Below are 21,244 nucleotides of genomic sequence, written 5' to 3' on the forward strand. Positions count from 1 at the left end.
CCTCTTGCCTGACTGAAGCCTTATCGATGCAGTCGCGTCAGGATTACCTCAGAAAACTGATGCATCTCAGTTCAACGTCGTTCATCCCGTTGCCGGTTGGCGATGACGAGTTCGATCTCGTTGCGCTCCAGCATGGCGCGAATGTCTGCCGGCGGCTGTTCGTCCGTAACCAGAACGTTGAAGTTTTCCGGTTCACTCAGAACGATCGGCGCGCTGCGGCCGAACTTGGCACTGTCGGCAACGACGATGCGGTTTTCGGCGCGGCTAGCCGCCTCCCGCGAATATTCCGCTTCTTCCAGATCGTGCAGCATGAAGCCCGAGGCCGCGTTGATGGCGCCTACCGAAAGGATGGCGTGGCGCACATTGAAGCGCCGCAGGAAATTGGCCGCTTCCATGCCGAAGGCGCCGCCATCATGGCCGCGCAGTTCGCCACCGGCGAAGAAGACGCGATTGCCGTTGCGGGTCGCGAGCGCATGGGCGACAGCGACCGCATTGGTGACGACGAAGAGGTTCTGATGCTTCTGCAGCGCGACGGCGATGAAGGCGGTGGTCGAGCCGACATCGAGGAAGAGCGCATCACCATCCTCGATCATCGCGGCGACCGAGGCGGCTATCATCCGCTTGGCTTCGGCATTCTCGTTCATGCGCAGATGCAGCGGCGGCTCGATCATCGAGTCCTTGATATGGACCCCGCCATGCACCTTAGTCACAAGGCCGTTGGCCTCCAGGCTGCGAATGTTGCGGCGGATGGTTTCCTCTGAAACGCCGAGCCGTTCGGCCAAAAACTGGATGCGGCTTGCGCCTCCTGCCAGACGCAGCTCTTCCAGTATTTCGCGCTCGCGATGATTGGAGTGAAGCGGTGGCTGGGATATGCCCGACATGGTTCCTGATCCTGTTATGGGTATTGATCCCAAACTTGCGTGGCTTTCGACTGGCCGGTTCCGTTGCCGCCGGAGGCGTTAATGCACGCAACCTCAATCTGGTTGCTTCGCGCCTGAGTTTTTAAGACAAATCTCACCTACGGTGAAGCGCAGTCTTTGGGATATCCATAGCTCATCCGATTGGAGATGGAGCCTCAATTCCACAAAAAGCCAAATATTCGTTTCATTTTGTGGGGAAGTTCTTGACAGCTTTACGTTTGTGAGGAACTTTTCAGATCGGAAAGATGCTCAGCAGCAGGACCGGAGGGGGAATGACTGCGACGGCGGAAGACAGGATACATTCTCTCAGCATCTGGCGCGGGCCGATCGACATCGAACCGCTGGTGGGCGGCATTACCAATCGCAACTATCTGGTTGGCGATAATGGTCGCCGCTTCGTCGTGCGGCTTGGATCGGACATTCCGGTTCATCACATCAGCCGCACCAACGAGGTGGCCGCAAGCAGGGCGGCCCATGCAGCCGGTCTTTCGCCGGCTGTGGTCCATCACGAGCCCGGCATATTGGTGCTGGACTATATCGATGCAAAACCGCTGTCAGCCGATGATGTAAGAAATCCAGCCATGATAAGCCGGGTCGTGCCGCTCGTCCGGTCCTGTCATCGGGACGTCGCCAGGCATTTTCGCGGACCGGCGGCGATCTTCTGGGTCTTCCATGTGGTCAGAGACTATGCAGCCGTTCTGGAGACGGGCGGTAGTCGTCACAAACCGTTGCTGCATTCCTTTCTTGAGATTGCGGAGCGGCTCGAGCGTGAAGCAGGTCCTTTCGAGATTGCCTTCGGTCACAATGATCTGCTGGCGGCGAATTTCCTCGACGACGGCAAGCGGCTCTGGCTGATCGATTGGGATTATGCCGGCTTCAACACACCGCTTTTCGATCTTGGCGGGCTTGCCTCCAACAATGAATTTTCCGAGGCGCAGGAAGAGGCGATGCTGGAGGCCTATTTCGAGGCTTCTGTCAGCGATGATCTGCGCCAGCGCTATCAGGCGATGAAATGCGCCTCACTCCTGCGCGAGACGATGTGGAGCATGGTTTCGGAAATCCATTCCGACATCGAATTCGATTATTCTTCCTATACAGCTGAAAACCTGCGGCGGTTCGAGAGCGCCTGGCAGGATTTTCGCAACTCCTGAGGTGACATGATGAAGGAACTGCCGGCTACAGCAAAGACCATCGTCATCGGCGGCGGCATCATCGGCTGCTCGACCGCCTACCATCTCGGCAAGCTCGGCTTCACCGATACCGTACTGCTGGAGCGCAAGAAGCTGACCTCGGGCACGACCTTCCACGCCGCCGGCCTCGTCGGCCAGCTGCGCACCAGCGCCAATATCACGCAGATGCTCGGCTATTCCGTCGATCTCTACAAGAAGCTCGAGGCGGAGACGGGGCTTGCCACCGGCTGGAAGATGAATGGCGGGTTGCGGCTTGCCTGCAATGAGGAGCGCTGGACGGAGGTGAAGCGGCAGGCGACGACGGCGCAATCCTTCGGCCTGCAGATGCACCTGCTGACGCCGCAGGAAGCGCGCGATCTCTGGCCGCTGATGGATGTCGACGATCTCGTCGGCGCCGCCTTCCTGCCGACGGACGGACAGGCCAATCCTTCCGATATCACCCAGGCGCTGGCAAAGGGCGCCCGCATGAGCGGCGTGTCGATCTTCGAGGATACCGAAGTTCTCGATCTGGAGATCGACAAGGGCCGGATCCGTGCCGTCATCACCGAGAAAGGCCGTATCGAATGCGAGCGCGTCGTCGTCTGCGCCGGGCAATGGACTCGGACCTTTGCCGGCCGCTTCGGCGTCAACGTGCCGCTGGTCTCCGTCGAACATCAATATCTCATCACCGAATCCTTCGGCGTGCCCTCCAACCTGCCGACGCTGCGCGATCCGGACCGGCTGACCTATTACAAGGAGGAGGTCGGCGGGCTTGTCATGGGCGGCTATGAGCCTAATCCCATCCCCTGGGCGCTCGACGGCATCCCGAAAGATTTCCACTACACGCTGCTCGACAGCAATTTCGACCATTTCGAGCAGATCATGGAGCAGGCGCTGGTGCGCGTGCCGGCGCTGCAGACGGCCGGCGTCAAGCAGCTGCTTTGTGGGCCGGAGAGCTTTACGCCCGATGGCAATTTCATTCTCGGCGAGGCGCCGGAACTGAAGAATTTCTTCGTCGGTGCCGGCTTCAACGCCTTCGGCATCGCCTCTGCCGGCGGGGCGGGCATGGCGCTCGCCGAATGGGTCGCCAAGGGCGAGCCGCCTTACGACCTCTGGCCGGTCGATATCAGACGCTTCGGTCGCCCGCATTTCGATACGGACTGGGTGCGAACCCGCACGCTGGAAGCCTATGGCAAGCACTACACCATGGCATGGCCTTTCGAGGAGCATTCGAGCGGCCGCCCCTGCCGCAAGTCGCCGCTCTACGATCGGCTGAAGGCGCAGGGTGCCTGCTTCGGCGAAAAGCTCGGCTGGGAGCGGCCGAACTGGTTTGCCGATCTCTTTGCCGGCGAGGAGCCGAAGGACGAGTACACGTATGGACGGCAGAACTGGTTCGATGCGGTCGGCCGCGAACATAAGGCTGCGCGCGAAGCGGCCGTGATCTTCGACCAGACCTCCTTCGCCAAATTCGTGCTGAAGGGCAGGGATGCCGAGGCGGCGATCTCATGGATCGCTTCCAATGATGTCGCCAAGCCTGTCGGCGCCCTGACCTACACCCAGATGCTCAATGATCGCGGCGGCATCGAATGCGATGTCACCGTTGCCCGCATTGCCGAGAACGAATTCTACATCACCACCGGCACCGGCTTCGCCACGCACGACTTCGATTGGATCGCCCGCAATATTCCATCCGAGATGCATGCGGAGCTGGTGGATGTCACCTCCGCCTATTCAGTGCTGTCGCTGATGGGGCCGAAGTCGCGCGAGATATTGCAGGCCGTGACCTCGGCCGACGTTTCGAACGCCGCGTTCCCCTTCGGCAAGGTGAAGACCGTCGGCATCGCCGGCTGCCCCGTCCGGGCGCTGCGCATCACCTATGTCGGCGAACTCGGCTATGAGCTGCATGTGCCGGTGGAATATGCCACGACCGTTTATGACGTGCTGATGGCCGCCGGCCGCGAGCACGGCCTCGTCAATGCCGGCTATCGCGCCATCGAGAGCTGCAGGCTGGAGAAGGGCTATCGCGCCTGGGGCTCGGATATTGGGCCGGATCACACGCCCGTTGAAGCCGGGCTTGCCTGGGCGGTGAAGACGAAGAAGGACATCGCATTCCGTGGGCGCGAGGCGATCGAGCGGCAGTTAGCCTCTGGCGTCAAGAAGATGCTTGCCTGCTTCGTACCCGACGATCCCGAAATCGTGCTTCTCGGCCGCGAGACGATCTATCGCGACGGCCGGCGCGTCGGCTGGCTATCGAGCGGCGGCTACGGCTACACGATCGGAAAGGCAATCGGCTACGGCTATGTCCGCGACCCCGGCGGCGTAACGGAGGATTTCGTGCTTTCAGGGCGTTACGAGCTGGATGTCGCGCAGCAGCGCGTCTTGTGCCAGGTGTCGCTGAAGCCGCTTTATGATCCGCAGATGGCGCGGATTAAGGGGTGATTGATATGAGGTCTATCGCCTGCTCGGCAGATCCCACGCCTGATAAAGGTTATTCAGAGCCTCCGCCGTATGGCATTCTACCGTTGGCAACCCGGATTCCTGGAGGATTTTTGCGTATTTGGCGCCGCTGTTGCGGGTCTTCACGAGTATCCAATGAATCATCTCCCATTTAACGCTGTCCTTGGCGCCTTCGAGATGCCCTGCTCGATCTGAGCGGTTGATCAGGGTCCGCTTGAGATAGCGGGAAAAGCGCAGCCAATGATTGGAGGTGATGAGGATGGCGCCGGTAGCGCGGGCCAAACGTTGCGGCATCAGACGCGTATAATTGCCTTCCATGATCCATTGTTCGCCCAGAATGGCCGCGTCGTGAAGCGCGGCAAATTCCGCTTCAGGGCGCTGTTGCCAATCGGTATGGGGCAGGTGATGAAGCTGATCGAGATGTACAGCCGGAAACCCCAACTTTTTGGAAAGGGCGACCGCCAGGGTTGATTTGCCGGCATTGGAGGGGCCGAGCACGACGATGCGCTCGCCAAGGGAATGCAAGGGAAGCATGAGACACCGGTCGGAAAATTGGGATGGCTTCCATTGGCGGAAGTGAGCGGCCTTGTCAACGCTTGCGTGTCCTGCTGCTATTATACGTCATTTACGAGATAAGCCCGGAAGCAGGCTGCGCTATCTCCAAAACCTGTGATCTCTCCACCGCGGCGTCCGCCATTTTCTTGACACGCCTGCTCTTTCATCCTCAATCGACATGCTGACAACAGACGGAGGCCGGAAACGATGGCTGAGGCGAACATCAAGCTTGAGGAGAGCTGGAAAGAGGCGCTGTCTTCGGAGTTTGAAAGCCCTTACATGCAGCAGCTCAAGGCTTTTCTTGTCGAGGAAAAGCAGCGCGGCAAGGTGATCTTTCCCCGCGGCAGCGAGTATTTCCGGGCGCTGGATCTGACTCCGCTTGACGAGGTGCAGGTGGTCATTCTCGGGCAGGATCCCTATCATGGTTTCGGCCAGGCGCATGGGCTCTGCTTCAGTGTGCGCCCCGGCGTGCGCATTCCGCCGTCGCTGGTCAACATCTACAAGGAACTGGAAACCGATCTCGGCATTCCGCCGGCCCGCCATGGCTTTCTGGAAAGCTGGGCGAAGCAGGGCGTGCTGCTGCTGAACAGCGTACTGACGGTGGAGGAATCGCAGGCCGCCTCACATCAAGGCAAGGGGTGGGAGCGCTTCACCGATGCGGTCATCCGCAGAGTCAACGACGAATGCGATGGCGTCGTCTTCATGCTTTGGGGTTCCTACGCGCAGAAGAAGGCTGCTTTTGTCGATACCGAGCGCCATCTGGTGCTGAAGGCGGCACATCCGTCGCCGCTCTCGGCTCATAACGGCTTCCTCGGCTGCCGGCATTTCTCCAAGGCCAATGCCTATCTGGTCGCGCATGGCCGGGATCCGATCGATTGGGCGCTGCCAACCAAACCGGATGCTCAGTAAGGCGCTGCTTTCTGGACCGCTACATCAGTGAACGATCGGAATTTATCGTTCACTCATTGAGGACAATCCGTTTGGCTATTGAGGGCTATCGAAACGCGGCCGACAAGATCATCTTCTGCCCATGAGAACGCCTGCTGGTGCAGGCGAGACAAGGGGTTTAAGATGCTTAACCAGATCAAAGGTCTTCACCACGTTACCTCGATGGCGGAAGACGCCCGGACTAACAACAAGTTCTTCACCGATACGCTCGGCCTTCGCCGCGTTAAGAAGACCGTGAATTTCGACGCTCCCGATGTCTATCACCTCTACTATGGTGACGAGATTGGCACGCCCGGCACGATCATGACCTACTTCCCGTTCCCGAAGATGGCGCGCGGTCGCCCGGGTACCGGCGAAGTCGGGAATACGGTCTATTCCATTCCCGAAGGTTCCATCGGCTACTGGACCGAACGGCTTAGCCAGCGCGGTGTCGAGGGCCTGAAGACCGACGAATCCTTCGGCCAGAAGCGCCTGCATTTTGCCGGTCCAGATGGCGATGGCTTCGCGCTTGTCGAGGTCAAGGACGATAAGCGTCAGCCCTGGACGCATGGTGGCGTCGATGCCGAGCATGCCATCAGAGGCTTCCACTCCGTGGCCATGCGGCTCAGGGACGAAGGCGCGACGGCCGAGTTGTTGAAGTACATGGGTTACGAGGTGGTCGATACGCATGACGGCATCAAGCGGCTTGCCATTCCCGGCGGCAACGGTGCCGATTATGTCGACCTCGAAACTATGCCGAACATCAACCGGGCGCTGCCGGGCGCCGGCTCCGTCCACCATGTCGCCTTCGCGGTCGAAAACCGCGCAAAGCAGCTCGAAGTACGCAAGGCGCTGATGGATACGGGTTATCAGGTGACGCCGGTCATCGACCGTGACTACTTCTGGGCGATCTATTTCCGCACACCGGGCGGCGTGCTGTTCGAAGTCGCCACCAATGAACCTGGCTTCGATCGTGACGAGGATACGGCCCATCTCGGCGAAGCGCTGAAGCTGCCGGAACAGCATGCGCATCTGCGTGGGCTGATCGAACAGCATCTCGAACCGCTGGAAGGCTAAGCCAGGAGAGATATCATGACCGATACGACTTATGTGCACCGGCTGAAGGCCGGTGCACCCGGAAAGCCTATCTTCTTTACCTTCCATGGTACCGGCGGCGACGAGAACCAGTTCTTCGATTTCGCCACCCGCCTATTGCCGGACGCTACCATCGTCTCGCCACGCGGCGATGTCTCGGAATATGGCGCAGCGCGCTTCTTTCGCCGAACGGGCGAGGGCGTCTATGACATGGCCGATCTTGCCCGCGCCACGGAAAAAATGGTCGCCTATGTCTCGGAGCTGGCGGCGGAATACGGAGCATCGCAGGTACTTGGTCTGGGCTTTTCCAACGGTGCGAACATCCTTGCCAATGTGCTGATCGAGCATGGCGATCTCTTCGATGCGGCCGTGCTGATGCATCCGCTGATCCCGTTCCAGCCGCAGGACAATGCAAGGCTGGAGGGCAAGCGCGTGCTGATTACGGCAGGCGAGCGCGATCCGATCGCACCCGCTCCAGTCACCAAGGCACTCGCCGATTACTTTACGCGGCAGAATGCCGAGGTCACTCTGGATTGGCATCCAGGCGGCCACGATATCAGGCCCAACGAAATCGAGGCAATCCGCAGTTTCCTAGCGCCCTACGCTTAGGGCCTGCGCAAAACACCGGTTGCGCGGCAGAGATTTTGCTGCGCAGCCTGCTATTTGCCGATCAGGCGCATCATCGCCTTCGCTTGAGAGGCTGCCGCGAGTTTTCCCTTCTGGTCAATATAGTCCGTTCCGCAGAAGCGGTTGAGATTGGCAAAATCCATACTGTCCGGTAGCGCATGCCTTGTCTCGACAATGACCATGCGCCAGGCGCAGCCGAGCATCCTGTCGGGTTGGATTGCCTGATCGCAGCCTGTGCTCAGGCATAAAGCGACATGTTTCTGCGCTCGATACCCGCCCGCTATGGCTTCCTCGTAATCGGCCTTCCAGCTATCGCGTGTATGTTCGCAGCGGGAGGGATTGCTGCTCTGGCTGCATTGCACCGTCTTGTCGACATAGGTTTGCGCCGGCGGCCATAGCGGACCGTCGACCAGGCTGACGCAGCCGCACGCAAACAAGGTGGCCGACAGCAGGCGCAATTGATTCTCCTTCGACGCGGACCGCCAGAACCGTAGAGCGATCACAAATATGTTCAAGATCAATATGATCCAGCCAATACCAATGGGTAGGTAGGCGTCTCCTGGTTGCCAGCGGGAAGGGGCGTGGCCTTCCTGCAACCCTTGCCATCTTCCGGCGTCCGCGACACGCAGCGACGCAAGCTTTGCTTGTGGGGATCCTTGCCGCCCGCTAATGCTCTGCCGCTATAGGGCGGAGGATTTCATCGTGACGCTGGCGGAACAGCAGCAATACAGGCTGGGCGTGGCCTATGTGGCGCTTTCGGCGCTCGCCTGGTCGACCTCCGGCCTGTTCGTGCGGGCGATCCATGCCGATCTGATGACCATTCTGTTCTGCCGTGGCATCGTCTCTGGCCTCGGCGTCTTCGCGCTGTTTTTCTATATCGAGCGCCGCAACGCTTTTCGCATCCTGCGTTCCATGGGTGGTCCTTCGCTGGCGGCGACGATCTTTTCCACCGCATCCATGATCAGCGGCATCGGCTCGATCTATTACACGTCGGTCGCCGATGCCATGGTCATCTATGCAACCGTGCCCTTTGTAACCGCGGGCGTCGCCTTCCTCTTCATCCGCGAGCGTCCAAATTTGCGGACGCTGATTGCGAGTGGCATTGCTTTTATCGGCGTGCTCGTCATGCTTTCCGGCCATGCGAGCGATGGCGGCAGCTGGCTCGGCAAGGGGCTTGCTGCCATCATGACGCTGACCGTCGCCTGCCTTGCCGTCGTCATGCGCCAGCATCGCGATGTGCCGATGCTACCGGCCATGGCGCTTTCCGCCTGGCTGTGTTCCTCCATTACCTTCTGGTTCGCCTCGCCGCTTTCGATCTCCGGCCAGGATCTTGGCCTGATCATCGCCTTCGGCATCATCCAGAACGCCATGGGTCTCAGCCTCTACACCTTCGGCTCGCGGCTGGTGCCGGCCTCGGATGCGGCGCTGCTGACGGCGCTCGAAGTGCCGCTGACGCCACTTTGGGTCTGGATGGTGTTCGCCGAGCGTCCTTCGACGGCGACACTCATCGGCGGGCCGATCGTGCTTGCCGCATTGTTCGGACATATCCTGTTGGAAATACGGCGAAATCGGGTGGTGACATCAACACGGACGCACTGACCGTCTTGCCCCTTTCGTCTCAAAATGCTGAAATCGGTTCAGTCATCAGGAGTCGGAATCGATGAAAAAGGTCTTCAACCCCGCATCCGTCCGCCGCCCTTTCGGCAATTACAATCACGGCCTGCTGGTGCCGCCAGGCGCCAGCCTGCTGGTCACATCCGGCCAGCTCGGCATCGGTGCCGACGATCGCATTCCGCCTGACGTCACCGGTCAGGCCGAGCTGTGTTTCAAGGCGATTGGCGCTATCCTCGAGGAGGCGGGCATGGGGTTTGCCGACGTCATCCGCGTCGGTGGTTTCGTGACCACGCGCGAGGATTTTCCCGCCTACATGGCCGTGCGTGATCGCTATGTCCAAAATCCCGCGCCGGTCTCTACGCTGCTGATCGTCGGCGGATTTACGCGGTCCGAGTTCCTGGTCGAGGTCGAGGTCACGGCAGCCAAGGTGATGTGATGACGATCGGTCATCTCGAGCATTCGGCCGATCCATCAATCCCCCGCATTCTGGGACTTTACGAGACGCATCTAACGGTTGCCGATCTCCAGCGCTCCATCGCCTTCTATCGCGACGTTCTGAAGCTGGAGGTCGGGACCGTCATCGAGAGCAGGAATGTCGCCTTCCTTTGGATCGACGATAAACGCATGGGCATGTTGGGCCTTTGGGAAACGGGCTGCTCCCCGCTCAAGATGCGCCTTCATATTGCCTTCAGAACCTCTCTCGCCGATGTACTCGGCTCCGCAGCCGCATTGAAGGCTCGTGGCATTCAGCCGAAGGGGTTCAATGGCGAGCCGCTCGATGAACCCGTTGTTCTAGGTTGGATGCCGGCCGTCTCGCAATATTTTTCGGATCCCGACGGGCATTCGATCGAATTCATCCATGTGCTTGAGGAGGCCGCCGAACCAGATTTCGGTGTAAAGCCCTATTCGGAATGGTTGTCGCGACCGAAACCGTTAGCATGACAGGCGCTGAACGAGGCTTCCTCATCATCGGCTTCTGCCGGCTCCCTTGTTGTCTATGTGAAGAAATGCCATCGATATTGCCGATCCAATGCATGTTGCGGAGAGGCATGGAAGACAAATATGACACAAAATATCTACGACGATCCGGGCTTCTTCGAGGGCTATAGCCGCCTTCAGCGTTCCATCAACGGGTTGGCGGGTGCGGCCGAATGGCCGGCGATCCGTGCCTTGATGCCGGACATGAAGGGCCTCGACGTCGTGGATCTCGGCTGTGGTTTCGGATGGTTCTGCCGTTGGACGGCCGAGCAGGGAGCGGCCAGCGTATTGGGGCTCGACGTCTCGGAAAAAATGCTGGAACGCGCGCGAACGGAAACGGCGGATGCGCGGGTTCGCTACGATCGGGCCGATCTTGAAAGGCTAGAGCTTCCCAAGGCGAGCTTCGATCTGGTCTACAGCTCGCTCGCCTTCCACTATATCGAGGATTTCGCCGGCCTTTTGGCGACCATCCGCCAAGCACTCAAACCGGACGGGCGTCTGATCTTTTCGATCGAGCATCCAATCTATATGGCGCCGCGACGGCCGGAATGGCTCGATGATGCCGAGGGTGGCAAGATCTGGCCGCTCAATGCCTATCAGATCGAGGGACCGCGGGTGACGAACTGGCTCGCCGAGGGCGTCATCAAGCAGCATCGCACGATGGGCACGACGCTTAACCTCCTGATCAAGTCCGGTTTCATCATCGCCCATGTCGAAGAGTGGTCGCCGAGTGATGACGACCTCGCCGCGCATCCCGATTGGGCAATCGAGCGCGAGCGGCCGATGTTTCTCCTGATCTCCACCCGGACCTGAGGCATGCTTCAGCATGCCGTGACGGCCTAGAAGGCTGAGCCGATCTATTTTTCTTTTTGTTGATAGATTTTATAGAAAATTAATTGCTCGCAGAGGACTGCTTCCGCAAAATGTCGTTTCTTGAGGCGCATCCTCCCCATCGATAATGTGAGGCTGTCGGCGCGATTTAGGGAAGAGTGCGATGAACATGAAAACGTCCGTGGCAATCGAGAAGGCGGTGCCTGTCGCCGATCCCGACATTGCGCGCACCGAGTTTCGCAATGCCATGGCGCGGATGGCGGCGGCAGTGAACATCGTCACGACCAATGGTCCGGCCGGGCTTGCCGGCTTTGCGGCGACCGCCGTCTGCAGCGTCACGGACAGCCCGCCGACCTTGCTCGTCTGCCTCAATCGCGGCGCTTCCGTTCATCCCGCTGTCACGCAAAACGGCGTGCTCTGTGTCAATGTCCTGTCGGAAGCACATCAGGATCTGTCGCGGCTTTTCGGCGGCAAGACCCCGGTTGCCGAGCGCTTTGCTGCGGCCGCATGGTCGGAACTCTCGACCGGCGCTCCGGTGCTGGAAGATGCTCTTGTCTCGTTCGATTGTCGCATCGTCCGTCAGGCCGATGGCGGCACGCATGACATCCTGCTCTGCGAAGTCGATGCTATTCGTCAACGTGACGAGGGACAGGGGCTTATCTATTTCGACCGGGCCTATCATCCTGCGGGTCAGGCTGAATAGGCTAGTTGTTCAAGCCTCTTCCGAAATTATCCATGCTGCCAAGGTCTTCGTCGTCTTGCGGCGAACAGGTCCGTTCACGCCAGAAAGTCTTCGATCGCCTTTAACACCAGAGCAGGATGCTCTCGGTGCGGCACATGCCCAGTATCCGGCATGATATAGACCGGACCACGCCCGGCGGCGATCCGGCGCGGATGGGCTTCGGAGCCATATTCGTCGCGGTCTCCATGAATGGCGAGCACCGGACAATGAAGCTTTTCAAGTGCCGGATCGAGCGACCAGCCGGCGCGTTCGGGAGCGAGCCAGGTGTCGATCCAGGCGTGCAGCACCCACTCGGCCTTGCTGCCGTGATATTTGGCAAGCCGGGCGAAGGTTTCGGCCGATTTGAATTCCTGCTGCGCGGTCCGGATGCCCTGAAGGGTCTTTTCCTCCACGAAAGCCTGGGCGGCAATGGTGATCACGGCGTGGCAGCTTTCGCCAAATCTTGCCCCCGTCTCCACCGCCATGCCGCCCCCGACGCTGTGCCCACAGGCGACGAAGTCCCGAATGGACAACTGCTCGCAAAGAAGCGGTACGAAACGCTCGGCTTCCGATGCAATAAAATCCTGCGTCAGAAGATCGTCGCGAGCATCGGACCGGCCAAAGCCTAGCCGATCATAAGCGATGACCCGGCGACCAAGGGAATGGGCGAGTTGTTCCGGGAAATCCCGCCAGAGCGTGATGCATCCGAGTGAATCGTGAAACAGGATGATCGGTTGCTGCGATCTCAGGACGGTTGGCGTCCATGATTTGGCGTAGAGGCGCCCGCCGGAACTCTCGATCCAATGGCCCGTTTCAGCGATCTCTGCCATTTGGTCAGTAATTTTCCTGATACCACTCGACGAAGCGCTTTACGCCTTCATCGACTTCGATCTGCGGCTTGAATCCCGTCAGCGCCACCAGGAGATCCGGCACGGCATAGGTGTTGTGGACGTCTCCGGGCTGCATGGGCAGCATCTTGCGGATCGCCTTCTTGCTGAGCATCGTCTCGATCGTCTCGACGAATGTCATCAGCCCGACGGGCTGGCCGCCGCCGATATTGACGATCCGGAAAGGGGCATTCTTCGACAGGGTGTCGATGACCGTTTCCGACACGATCCGGTTTTCCTCTGACGGCACGACACCGATGAGACGCACGATGCCTTCGACGAGATCGTCGATATAGGTGAAATCGCGACTCATCTTGCCTTCGCCGTAGATCTCGATCGGCCTGTCGTTCCTGATGGCATCGACGAACTTGAACAGCGCCATGTCCGGGCGACCCCAGGGGCCGTAGACAGTGAAGAAGCGGAACGCTGTCGTCGGTATGTTGAAGAGATGGGCGTAGCTGTGCGCCATCAGCTCCATGCTCTTCTTGGTCGCCGCATAGATCGTCATCTGCTCGTCGGCCTTGTCGCTTTCGGCAAAGGGGATCTTCTCGTTGGCGCCGTAGACGGAAGAGGTCGATGCCAACAGCAGGTGCTTCGGCTGCAGGTTTCTTGCCAGTTCCAGAATGTTGAACGAACCGACAAGGTTGGAATCGACGTAGGAACGCGGATTTTCGAGGCTGTAGCGGACACCTGCCTGGGCGGCGAGGTGGACGATCACGTCGGGCTCGGCGAGTTCGGCGGCATGATCCAGCGCTGCCTTGTCCTCCAGCATGCCTGTCACGGCCTTGAAACCATTGGAACGCGCGAGGATGGCGGTGCGCTTCTCCTTGAGCCGAACATCGTAATAGGGCGTCATCCCGTCGAAGCCGACGACAAAATGGCCCTCGTCGAGCAGGCGCTTGGCAAGGTGGAATCCGATGAAGCCGGCAGTGCCGGTGATGAGATAACGCATAATCCCGCCCTTACTTACAATGTTGCGTCACTGGAGGGTCTGCCGACGCTCGTATAGGCAAAGCCGTGCTTTGTGACCTCGTCATGGCGGTAGATGTTTCTGAGGTCGACGAGAACAGGCGCCTTCATGACGGATTTGAGCCGGGCAAAATCCAGCGCGCGGAACTGGTTCCATTCCGTCACGATGACGAGCGCGTCGGCATCGCGCGCGGCGCTGTAGGCATCCTCGGCATAGGCAATGTTGTCGATGACCAGGCGTGCATTGTCCATGCCTTCGGGATCGTAGCCCGTCACGGTGGCGCCGGCATCCTGCAGTGTCTGGATGATCGAGATCGCCGGGCTGTCGCGCATATCGTCGGTGTTCGGCTTGAAGGTCAGGCCGAGGACCGCGATCGCTTTGCCTCTGATATCGCCGCCCATGGCCGCGATTACCTTGCGGCCCATGGCGCGCTTGCGGTTGTCGTTGATCGACACGGTGGTTTCGATCAGGCGCACGGGGCTATCGTAATCCTGGGCCGTCTTGGCAAGCGCCAGCGTATCCTTCGGGAAGCACGAGCCGCCGTAACCCGGTCCGGCGTGCAGGAACTTCGAGCCGATGCGGCCGTCGAGGCCGATGCCGCGCGAGACTTCCTGTACATTGGCGCCGACCTTTTCGCAGAGATCGGCCATCTCGTTGATGAAGGTGATCTTCATGGCGAGGAAGGCGTTGGCCGCGTATTTGATCAGCTCGGACGTGCGGCGGGAGGTGAAGAGCAGCGGCGCCTGGTTGAGGTAGAGCGGCCGGTAGACTTCGGTCATGACGCCGCGGGCGCGCTCGTCATTGAGGCCGATGACAATGCGGTCGGGACGCTTGAAGTCCTCGATGGCGGCACCTTCGCGCAGAAATTCCGGATTGGAGACAATGGCGACATCTGCTTGCGGATTGGTTTCGCGCACGATGCGCTCCACTTCGTCGCCGGTGCCGACCGGTACGGTCGATTTGGTGACGATGACCGTGAAGCCCTTCACGTGCTCGGCGATCTCGCGGGCGGCAGCGTAGACGTAGGAGAGGTCGGCATGGCCGTCGCCGCGCCGCGAAGGGGTGCCAACCGCGATGAAGACGACGTCGCTTGCAGCAACGCTCGCCTCCACTTCCGTCGTGAAGGAGAGGCGTCCGGCGCGGACATTGTCTGCCACCAGCTGCTCCAGGCCCGGCTCGAAGATCGGTATTTCGCCGCGCCGCAGTGCCTCGATCTTGCTCGTGTCCTTGTCGACGCAAATGACATCATGGCCGAAATCGGCAAAGCAAACACCTGACACAAGCCCCACATAACCCGAGCCGATCATCGTGATGCGCATGAAATTTCAATCCTTTTACTGGCGCCGGGCTTCGCATGAAAACGCAAAGGTGGCATGGGCGATTGTCTGCGCTTATACACAGGATCGCAGGTGACGCCTATATGCGATGCTGGGTTTAGGAGGATTGCGACAGAAGTATCACAAAAGCTTGGTTGATTTCCCGCCGTCTTATTCGCGTAATCGCCTTGTTTTCCAAATGAAACGAAGCCTTTGCACTTTAAGCTTATCCTCCCATTGCTTGTGATTGGCAGCATGTTGTCACATGATGAATTTGGGCGCGGTCGTTCCACAGGGGCGGCGGTGTAGTGGGCGGTTCGGGACTATTGCATGAAATCGACTTTTGCCGTGCGGACAATGCGGGCTGGCGAGCTGGAGCTTGCTCTGGAATGGGCACGGCAAGAAGGCTGGAATCCCGGTATTGACGATGCGCTCGCTTTCTGGGAGGCAGACCCTGCCGGTTTTCTGATCGGCGCCATCGGCGAGGTGCCTGTCGGTTGTATATCGGTCGTTCGTTATGGTGAGGCCTTCGCTTTTCTTGGTCTTTACATACTGCATCCGGAGTTGCGTGGGCGGGGATACGGCAAGCAGCTCTGGAACAAGGGCATGATGCTTGCCGGCAATCGCATTGTCGGGCTGGATGGGGTCGTCGCGCAGCAGGAAAACTACCGGCGGCACGGTTTCGAGACGGCCTATCGGACACTGAGGTATGGCGGCATCCCCAAAGTGCCTGAGGTGGACGAACAGCAGGCAAGGCAGGTGATGCCGGTCGTGGACGGCAAGCTTGAAGCGCTGGTGCACTATGATGCGGAAATCTTCCCCGGCCTGCGTCATTCTTTCATCCGGGCCTGGTGCGGTGCTCCCGAAAGGCGTGCATCCTTCATCGTCGGTGGTGGCAGCAGGGTTCGGGGCTACGGCACGATCCGCCGCTGTTTCGAGGGTTACAAGATCGGTCCGCTTTTCGCCAATAAGCCGGAGGTTGCGCTTGCGTTGATGAGCAAGCTGCTTGCCAAGACCAATGGGCAGCCTGTGTATCTTGATGTGCCGGTCGATAATGCCCAGGCGATCATGCTTGCGGAAGATTGCGGTCTTTCTCCGGTGTTCGAGACGGCGCGCATGTATCGCGGCAAGGCACCGGAAATCCCGCTCGATCGCGTGTTCGGTGTCACCACGCTCGAGCTCGGCTAGAGCTGGCTCGTCCGACTGCTGGGAGCAGGCGGCAACATTAACGTTAACAAACGAATAACGGTCCCGCCGGAGGTTTAATCAACCTTAACGGCTGCTTCTTCGACCCAGCCGCTATATAAGTCCTGCGGGGGCGCCAAGGGGAAGTTGAACAATGATTGTTCATTTTCTGTTGGAGTCGGCTATGCATGTCATGGAAAGTATTAACCGGCAGACCTGGCGTAATCCCTGGGCCTTGCGCGACTATCGCCGCAGCAGCGGCTATCTCAACGAAGGCGAGCGTGCCGCCTTTGCTATAGCTGCCCCGCAGACGGGCAGGGGACGCATTCTTGATATCGGTGTCGGCGGGGGCCGCACCGCGCAGCTCTTGCGAGATGTCGCCAGCGACTACATAGGCATCGATTACACGCCGGAGATGGTCGCGCTCTGCCGAAAGAACCATCCAGACCTTCGGTTCGAGCATAGGGATGCACGCGATCTCTCGGCATTCCGAGATGCCAGTTTCGATATGGTCGTCTTCAGCTATAACGGCATCGATTCCGTCGATGCGGCAGGGAGGCTAGCCATCCTGAACGAGGTGGCGCGCGTTCTTGTTTCCGGCGGTGCTTTCGTCTTTTCGACGTTCCATCGCGGCTGGGGTGGCTTCGATCATCGCATCGACTATCGCCGGCTGGAATGGACATCCAATCCGGTGCGGCTCGGTTTGCGAACCCTGCGCTATGTCGAGGGCCGCATTTCCGGCACGCTGCGCCAGCGTCGGCTCAGACCGCTCGAAGAGCGAGATGGCGAACATGCGATCCTGCTGCATGGCGCCCATGATTTCGGTGTCATGGTCTATGCGACGACGCCGGCGCAGGTCCAGTCGCAATTGGCAGAGGCCGGTTTTGCCATACCGGTGCTGCTCCTCGATCTCGATGGCAAACCGATCGGTGCGGTGGCGTCGTCAGAGCATGAATATTTCCATGTCGTCGCTCACAAGCCGGGCCTTTGACAGGCAAGGCAATCGGCCAGATAAGGGTAATCTGGAGGCCCTGTCTGGCCGATGGCCGGGAAAATTCCTGTTGGAGGCGCTGATTCGTCATGCAAAAAGCCGAATCTCCTGAGACAACAGGGTCGCTTTCCCAAAAACAAAGCTTTATAGATGCGCGGGTTTGAGCAAGGCGCGCCGCCGCGCGCAGGAAGCGGGAATGGATAAATGACGAATGTTGTAGTGATCGGCTCGCAATGGGGTGACGAAGGCAAGGGCAAGATTGTCGACTGGCTTTCGGAACGCGCCGATGTGATTGTACGCTTTCAGGGCGGCCATAATGCCGGTCATACGCTTGTCGTCGATGGCGTCAGCTACAAGCTCGCGCTTTTGCCTTCCGGCCTCGTGCGCGGCAAGCTCAGCGTCATCGGCAACGGCGTCGTGGTCGATCCCCATCACTTCGTCGCCGAAGTGGAAAAGCTGCGCGCCCAGGGCGTTGCCGTTACGCCTGACGTGCTTCGCATCGCCGAGAATGCGCCCTTGATCCTGTCGCTGCATCGCGATCTGGATGCCATGCGCGAAGATGCCGCTTCCAATAGCGGCACGAAGATCGGCACCACGCGCCGCGGCATCGGTCCGGCCTATGAGGACAAGGTCGGTCGCCGCGCCATTCGCGTCATCGACCTTGCCGAGCCGGAAACGCTGCCGGCCAAGATCGACCGGCTGCTGACGCATCACAATGCGCTGCGCCGCGGCATGGGCGTCGATGAAATCTCCTTCGATGCCTTGCACAACGAGCTGAGCTCTGTTGCTGAGCATATACTTCCCTATATCGACCAAGTTTGGCGCCTGCTCGACGAGCAGCGCAAGGCCGGCGCCCGCATCCTCTTCGAAGGTGCGCAGGGTGCATTGCTGGACAACGACCACGGCACTTATCCGTTCGTGACCTCGTCCAACACGGTTGCCGGCCAGGCGGCCGCCGGTTCGGGCCTCGGTCCGACAGCGCTCGGCTATGTGCTTGGCATCACCAAGGCCTATACGACCCGCGTCGGCGAGGGGCCGTTCCCCTGCGAACTGCATGACGAGATCGGCAAGCACCTGTCGACGGTCGGCCGCGAAGTGGGCGTCAATACCGGCCGTCCGCGCCGTTGCGGCTGGTTCGACGCCATGCTGGTGCGCCAGACCGTGAAGACTTCTGGTATCACCGGTATTGCGCTTACCAAGCTCGATGTGCTCGATGGCCTCGACGAACTGAAGATCTGCGTCGGTTACAAGCTTGACGGCAAGGAAATCGATTATCTGCCGGCAAGCCAGGCAGCGCAGGCCCGCGTCGAGCCGGTCTACATCACGCTCGAGGGCTGGAAGGAATCGACCGTCGGCGCTCGTAAGTGGGCCGATCTGCCGGCGCAGGCGATCAAATATGTGCGTCAGGTGGAAGAGCTGATCGGTGCGCCCGTGGCGCTGCTTTCGACCAGCCCGGAGCGCGAGGACACCATACTTGTGACTGACCCCTTTGAGGGCTAAAGTTGCGTATCTATGACGAATCCCGGCCCGGCTGCACACCGGGCATCATGAGAAAGTACTGATGGCGGATTTTGTAGCAGTTATTCGACGGGCCGTTGACGGCCTGACGGACAATACTCCCGAGATGCGGGTCAAGGTTTACGATCGAGCTCGTGGTGCCGTGCAACGGCAGCTCGAGAGCATGAAGCCGCGCCCGCCCGAGGAAATGCTGCGCCGCCAGCTCGACAAGCTTGAAGCGGCGATCGTCGAGGTCGAGGCCGAACATGCCGAGGCCCTGCCGGGCGGCGAGGAGCCGCCGGTTGCCGAAGCGCCCGTGCCGCACGAAGAGACCGCTGCCGAGTCCGTTCAGGACCATCATGTGACCGAGGAAGTACATGCGGAGCCGCATGCAGAAGAGCCTGCACAGGCTCCTGCCCAGGTGCATGCCCCTGAAGAACCCAGCGTCGCGCAAGCCGAGCACGGGCAGCATGCCTATGAGGAACCGGCCGCACCTGCCGAGCCGGATCATGCGCATGAGCACCAGCCGGCAGAGGAATGGCGGGAACCGCATCACGAAGAGGAGCCCTATGCTCCGGCCGCTGAACATGGCGGCGTCGAACACCATGCCGAAGTTCACGAGGAGCCGGCTCCTGAGCCGGTTTATCATGAAGAGCCGAAGGGGCATGGCAACGAGCCCCAGCCAGAAGAGGCACCGGCAGTCACTGCCGAGCCTGCCCCCGCGCCGCGCGTGCCGCTGCCGGCTGACGATGTCATAAGCCAGGTTGAGCAGATCTGGGCGGAGGTGGATGCTCCGGCTTCCCATGCTGCGTCCCAGTCGTCCGCCTCCCGCTACAACGAGCCGGTCATGCCGGCCGCAGCCTTTGCGGAAGCACCCTTCGGTCAGCCCGTCGAGGGACCTGTCAATGCGAAGGCGGCAGCCACCAATACCGGCTTTGCCTGGGACGCGGATGTCTTCGAGGAAATGCAGCCCGCACCGGCTGCTCCCAAGCCGGCGCAGCAGTCGGCTCGGCAGATGCCGGAAAATGCCTTCGACGATGTCGATCTCTTTGCGGATGTGCATCCGTCCAGGAAGCCGGCGTCCGAGGCCGATGCCGCCAATGACGGCTGGCGCGAGCTCAAGGAGCTTGCGGGTTTCGACAAGCGTGCTGAAGACGAACGAGGCGGCGGCGCTGCTGTTCCGCCCGATCTCGATCAGGCGATGGCAGCGAAGCTACAGGGCCGCAGCTTCCGCATGGAGCCGAAGCGCCGTCGTATCAATGTCACCGGCATCATCGTCACGCTCGTCGGCCTCGCAGTCGTCGGAGGTGGCGGTTATGCAGCCTGGCTGAATCGCGATGCGCTCAACAACATGGTGACGAAGCTCGTCAGTTCCGCTCCGAAGAATGCGACACCTGCGACTTCGGATACGGCAAGCAGCAATGCACCGAGCAACGGCAAAGCTGCAGCTCCCGCCCAGCAGGCGGCTGCGCCGCAGCAGACCAACACGGCCGCTCAGCAGCCGGCAGGCGCCGGCAATACGGATGTTGCGGCTTTGGGCAGCGACTCGAATACGGTCAATACGAAGTTCACGCAGCGTCTTCTGGCCAATGGCACGGAAGAGGACGAAGGGCCGGCTCCGAACGGGCAGCCCGGCGTCGTGGAAGGCAAGTCTGTAGCCGAGCAGAATGTTGCCTCTGCAGCACCTGCCGCCGCGGCAACGCAGCCGGCCGCCAACAATGCCGGCACCGCTGCTCCGCAGACCCAGGCGCCCGCAACTGCCGCGCCGAATACGCCATCCGCCTCGACGGATCAGCAGGCACCCGCTGCCAGCCAGCAGCAACAGGCGACCGCCAACCAGCCGCCGCCCGTGACGCAGCAGACCGCTCCTGCAACCGATGGGCAGAAGGTTTTCCTTTATGAAGAGCGCCTCGGCCAGACGTCGCCCACGGCTTTCCAGGGCACGGTCACCTGGTCGCTGCAGGAAGGCAAGGGGTCTGACGGCCGGCCTGAGCCTTCGGTGCAGGGCCTCATCACAGTCCCGGATCGCGGCCTGACCGCGACGATCACGGTATCGCGGAATTCGGACTCCTCGCTTCCGGCGAGCCATCTGATCGAGCTTGCCTTCCAGGTGCCGCCGAATTTCGAAGGCGGGGCGATCGATAACGTCCAGCGCGTCGCATTGAAGGCGACCGAGCAGGATCGCGGCGATGCGTTGATCGCGGTACCGGCCAAAGTGACCGACGATGTCTACATGGTCGCGCTCAATGATTTCCCGGATGCACGCAAGACCAATCTCGATCTTTTGAAGAGCCGCAACTGGATCGATATTCCGGTGGTCTATCGCAATGGCCGTCGCGCGCTTCTGACCATGGAAAAGGGGCCGACCGGTACGGATGCCTTCAACAAGGCGATTGCGGAGTGGCAGGCTCTCGGCGGCGTTGCCTCAAGCGGCCAGTAAACCAACCGGACATCGATGACATGCAAAAGGCGGGCTCTAGGCCCGCCTTTTTTATCCGTCAAAT

Annotated in this window: 20 protein-coding genes; 14 read left to right on the top strand and 6 right to left on the bottom strand. The window is 60.3% G+C overall.

Annotated features, from left to right (window positions below):
• Positions 1-71: 71 nt before the first annotated feature.
• Complete coding sequence (locus JJQ51_RS18900; protein WP_145316257.1) at positions 72-881, bottom strand: DeoR/GlpR family DNA-binding transcription regulator; 810 nt, start codon at positions 879-881, stop codon at positions 72-74.
• 311 nt (positions 882-1,192) lie between these two features.
• On the opposite strand from JJQ51_RS18900, the gene JJQ51_RS18905 reads away from it, so the two are divergent.
• Together JJQ51_RS18905 and JJQ51_RS18910 are read left to right on the top strand one after the other, a co-directional pair.
• Positions 1,193-2,071, top strand: a complete 879-nt coding sequence (locus JJQ51_RS18905) for a choline/ethanolamine kinase family protein (RefSeq protein WP_113330277.1) — start codon at positions 1,193-1,195, stop codon at positions 2,069-2,071.
• A gap of 6 nt (positions 2,072-2,077) precedes the next feature.
• Positions 2,078-4,528, top strand: coding sequence for a GcvT family protein (locus tag JJQ51_RS18910; protein ID WP_269245092.1), 2,451 nt, complete (start codon positions 2,078-2,080; stop codon positions 4,526-4,528).
• A gap of 12 nt (positions 4,529-4,540) precedes the next feature.
• Here the strand turns inward: JJQ51_RS18910 and JJQ51_RS18915 are convergent, their stop codons facing one another.
• Positions 4,541-5,080, bottom strand: a complete 540-nt coding sequence (locus JJQ51_RS18915) for an AAA family ATPase (protein WP_269245093.1) — start codon at positions 5,078-5,080, stop codon at positions 4,541-4,543.
• Between the two features lie 228 nt (positions 5,081-5,308).
• Here JJQ51_RS18915 and ung point away from each other — a divergent pair, with 228 nt between their 5' ends.
• From ung to JJQ51_RS18930, 3 genes are all read left to right on the top strand, one after another.
• Complete coding sequence (gene ung, locus JJQ51_RS18920; RefSeq protein WP_269245094.1) at positions 5,309-6,010, top strand: uracil-DNA glycosylase; 702 nt, start codon at positions 5,309-5,311, stop codon at positions 6,008-6,010.
• Between the two features lie 162 nt (positions 6,011-6,172).
• A complete protein-coding gene (locus JJQ51_RS18925; protein ID WP_269245095.1) occupies positions 6,173-7,105 on the top strand; it encodes a VOC family protein in 933 nt (310 codons plus the stop codon).
• Between the two features lie 15 nt (positions 7,106-7,120).
• Positions 7,121-7,732 (top strand): alpha/beta hydrolase, encoded by a 612-nt coding sequence (locus JJQ51_RS18930; RefSeq protein WP_145632126.1) that lies wholly within the window; start codon positions 7,121-7,123, stop codon positions 7,730-7,732.
• 50 nt (positions 7,733-7,782) lie between these two features.
• On the opposite strand, the gene JJQ51_RS18935 is transcribed toward JJQ51_RS18930, so the two are convergent.
• Positions 7,783-8,346 carry a hypothetical protein gene (locus JJQ51_RS18935; protein WP_233788678.1) on the bottom strand — a complete coding sequence of 188 codons (564 nt, stop codon included), beginning with the start codon at positions 8,344-8,346 and terminating at the stop codon, positions 7,783-7,785.
• Positions 8,347-8,452: 106 nt separating this feature from the next.
• On the opposite strand from JJQ51_RS18935, the gene JJQ51_RS18940 reads away from it, so the two are divergent.
• The 5 genes from JJQ51_RS18940 to rutF all read left to right on the top strand — a co-directional run bounded on the left by JJQ51_RS18940 (position 8,453) and on the right by rutF (position 11,876).
• Positions 8,453-9,349 (top strand): DMT family transporter, encoded by an 897-nt coding sequence (locus JJQ51_RS18940; protein ID WP_113330429.1) that lies wholly within the window; start codon positions 8,453-8,455, stop codon positions 9,347-9,349.
• A gap of 61 nt (positions 9,350-9,410) precedes the next feature.
• Positions 9,411-9,800, top strand: coding sequence for a RidA family protein (locus JJQ51_RS18945; RefSeq protein WP_113330270.1), 390 nt, complete (start codon positions 9,411-9,413; stop codon positions 9,798-9,800).
• Positions 9,800-10,306, top strand: coding sequence for a VOC family protein (locus JJQ51_RS18950; protein ID WP_113330269.1), 507 nt, complete (start codon positions 9,800-9,802; stop codon positions 10,304-10,306). The genes JJQ51_RS18945 and JJQ51_RS18950 overlap by 1 nt, the downstream gene beginning before the upstream one ends.
• 120 nt (positions 10,307-10,426) lie before the next feature.
• On the top strand, positions 10,427-11,155 hold the full coding sequence (locus JJQ51_RS18955; RefSeq protein WP_113351619.1) for a class I SAM-dependent methyltransferase: 729 nt from the start codon (positions 10,427-10,429) through the stop codon (positions 11,153-11,155).
• 181 nt (positions 11,156-11,336) lie between these two features.
• Positions 11,337-11,876 (top strand): NADH-dependent FMN reductase RutF, encoded by a 540-nt coding sequence (rutF, locus tag JJQ51_RS18960; protein ID WP_113330267.1) that lies wholly within the window; start codon positions 11,337-11,339, stop codon positions 11,874-11,876.
• A 74-nt stretch (positions 11,877-11,950) separates the two neighbouring features.
• On the opposite strand, the gene JJQ51_RS18965 is transcribed toward rutF, so the two are convergent.
• Genes JJQ51_RS18965 through JJQ51_RS18975 form a run of 3 tightly spaced genes read right to left on the bottom strand, consistent with a single transcriptional unit; the run spans position 11,951 to position 15,070 of the window.
• On the bottom strand, positions 11,951-12,724 hold the full coding sequence (locus JJQ51_RS18965; RefSeq protein WP_269245096.1) for an alpha/beta fold hydrolase: 774 nt from the start codon (positions 12,722-12,724) through the stop codon (positions 11,951-11,953).
• Positions 12,725-12,728: 4 nt separating this feature from the next.
• Positions 12,729-13,733, bottom strand: coding sequence for an NAD-dependent epimerase (locus tag JJQ51_RS18970; RefSeq protein WP_269245097.1), 1,005 nt, complete (start codon positions 13,731-13,733; stop codon positions 12,729-12,731).
• A gap of 14 nt (positions 13,734-13,747) precedes the next feature.
• Positions 13,748-15,070, bottom strand: a complete 1,323-nt coding sequence (locus JJQ51_RS18975) for a UDP-glucose dehydrogenase family protein (protein ID WP_113395477.1) — start codon at positions 15,068-15,070, stop codon at positions 13,748-13,750.
• 327 nt (positions 15,071-15,397) lie between these two features.
• Between JJQ51_RS18975 and JJQ51_RS18980 the strand changes: the two genes are divergently transcribed.
• The 4 genes from JJQ51_RS18980 (at position 15,398) to JJQ51_RS18995 (ending at position 21,180) form a co-directional block, all read left to right on the top strand.
• On the top strand, positions 15,398-16,255 hold the full coding sequence (locus tag JJQ51_RS18980) for a GNAT family N-acetyltransferase (protein ID WP_113351616.1): 858 nt from the start codon (positions 15,398-15,400) through the stop codon (positions 16,253-16,255).
• 190 nt (positions 16,256-16,445) lie between these two features.
• Positions 16,446-17,243 (top strand): class I SAM-dependent DNA methyltransferase, encoded by a 798-nt coding sequence (locus tag JJQ51_RS18985; RefSeq protein ID WP_269245098.1) that lies wholly within the window; start codon positions 16,446-16,448, stop codon positions 17,241-17,243.
• Positions 17,244-17,447: 204 nt separating this feature from the next.
• Positions 17,448-18,743 carry an adenylosuccinate synthase gene (locus JJQ51_RS18990; RefSeq protein WP_269245099.1) on the top strand — a complete coding sequence of 432 codons (1,296 nt, stop codon included), beginning with the start codon at positions 17,448-17,450 and terminating at the stop codon, positions 18,741-18,743.
• Positions 18,744-18,804: 61 nt separating this feature from the next.
• Positions 18,805-21,180, top strand: coding sequence for a hypothetical protein (locus tag JJQ51_RS18995; protein ID WP_269245100.1), 2,376 nt, complete (start codon positions 18,805-18,807; stop codon positions 21,178-21,180).
• The last annotated feature ends 64 nt before the right edge of the window (positions 21,181-21,244 follow it).

The sequence above is a fragment of the Rhizobium sp. AG207R genome, assembly GCF_027109195.1.
GTDB classification, from domain to species: Bacteria; Pseudomonadota; Alphaproteobacteria; order Rhizobiales; family Rhizobiaceae; genus Rhizobium; species Rhizobium dioscoreae.

Excerpts from the sequence above, each read along its gene's own strand:
- ung (WP_269245094.1), top strand. The coding sequence starts at position 5,309 with ATGGCTGAGGCGAACATCAAGCTTGAGGAGAGCTGGAAAGAGGCGCTG.
- JJQ51_RS18955 (WP_113351619.1), top strand. The coding sequence starts at position 10,427 with ATGACACAAAATATCTACGACGATCCGGGCTTCTTCGAGGGCTATAGC.
- JJQ51_RS18905 (WP_113330277.1), top strand. The coding sequence starts at position 1,193 with ATGACTGCGACGGCGGAAGACAGGATACATTCTCTCAGCATCTGGCGC.
- rutF (WP_113330267.1), top strand. The coding sequence starts at position 11,337 with ATGAACATGAAAACGTCCGTGGCAATCGAGAAGGCGGTGCCTGTCGCC.
- JJQ51_RS18900 (WP_145316257.1), bottom strand. The coding sequence starts at position 881 with ATGTCGGGCATATCCCAGCCACCGCTTCACTCCAATCATCGCGAGCGC.
- JJQ51_RS18990 (WP_269245099.1), top strand. The coding sequence starts at position 17,448 with ATGACGAATGTTGTAGTGATCGGCTCGCAATGGGGTGACGAAGGCAAG.
- JJQ51_RS18925 (WP_269245095.1), top strand. The coding sequence starts at position 6,173 with ATGCTTAACCAGATCAAAGGTCTTCACCACGTTACCTCGATGGCGGAA.
- JJQ51_RS18910 (WP_269245092.1), top strand. The coding sequence starts at position 2,078 with ATGATGAAGGAACTGCCGGCTACAGCAAAGACCATCGTCATCGGCGGC.
- JJQ51_RS18950 (WP_113330269.1), top strand. The coding sequence starts at position 9,800 with ATGACGATCGGTCATCTCGAGCATTCGGCCGATCCATCAATCCCCCGC.
- JJQ51_RS18980 (WP_113351616.1), top strand. The coding sequence starts at position 15,398 with ATGAAATCGACTTTTGCCGTGCGGACAATGCGGGCTGGCGAGCTGGAG.
- JJQ51_RS18975 (WP_113395477.1), bottom strand. The coding sequence starts at position 15,070 with ATGCGCATCACGATGATCGGCTCGGGTTATGTGGGGCTTGTGTCAGGT.
- JJQ51_RS18945 (WP_113330270.1), top strand. The coding sequence starts at position 9,411 with ATGAAAAAGGTCTTCAACCCCGCATCCGTCCGCCGCCCTTTCGGCAAT.
- JJQ51_RS18970 (WP_269245097.1), bottom strand. The coding sequence starts at position 13,733 with ATGCGTTATCTCATCACCGGCACTGCCGGCTTCATCGGATTCCACCTT.
- JJQ51_RS18995 (WP_269245100.1), top strand. The coding sequence starts at position 18,805 with ATGGCGGATTTTGTAGCAGTTATTCGACGGGCCGTTGACGGCCTGACG.
- JJQ51_RS18915 (WP_269245093.1), bottom strand. The coding sequence starts at position 5,080 with ATGCTTCCCTTGCATTCCCTTGGCGAGCGCATCGTCGTGCTCGGCCCC.
- JJQ51_RS18965 (WP_269245096.1), bottom strand. The coding sequence starts at position 12,724 with ATGGCAGAGATCGCTGAAACGGGCCATTGGATCGAGAGTTCCGGCGGG.
- JJQ51_RS18985 (WP_269245098.1), top strand. The coding sequence starts at position 16,446 with ATGGAAAGTATTAACCGGCAGACCTGGCGTAATCCCTGGGCCTTGCGC.
- JJQ51_RS18930 (WP_145632126.1), top strand. The coding sequence starts at position 7,121 with ATGACCGATACGACTTATGTGCACCGGCTGAAGGCCGGTGCACCCGGA.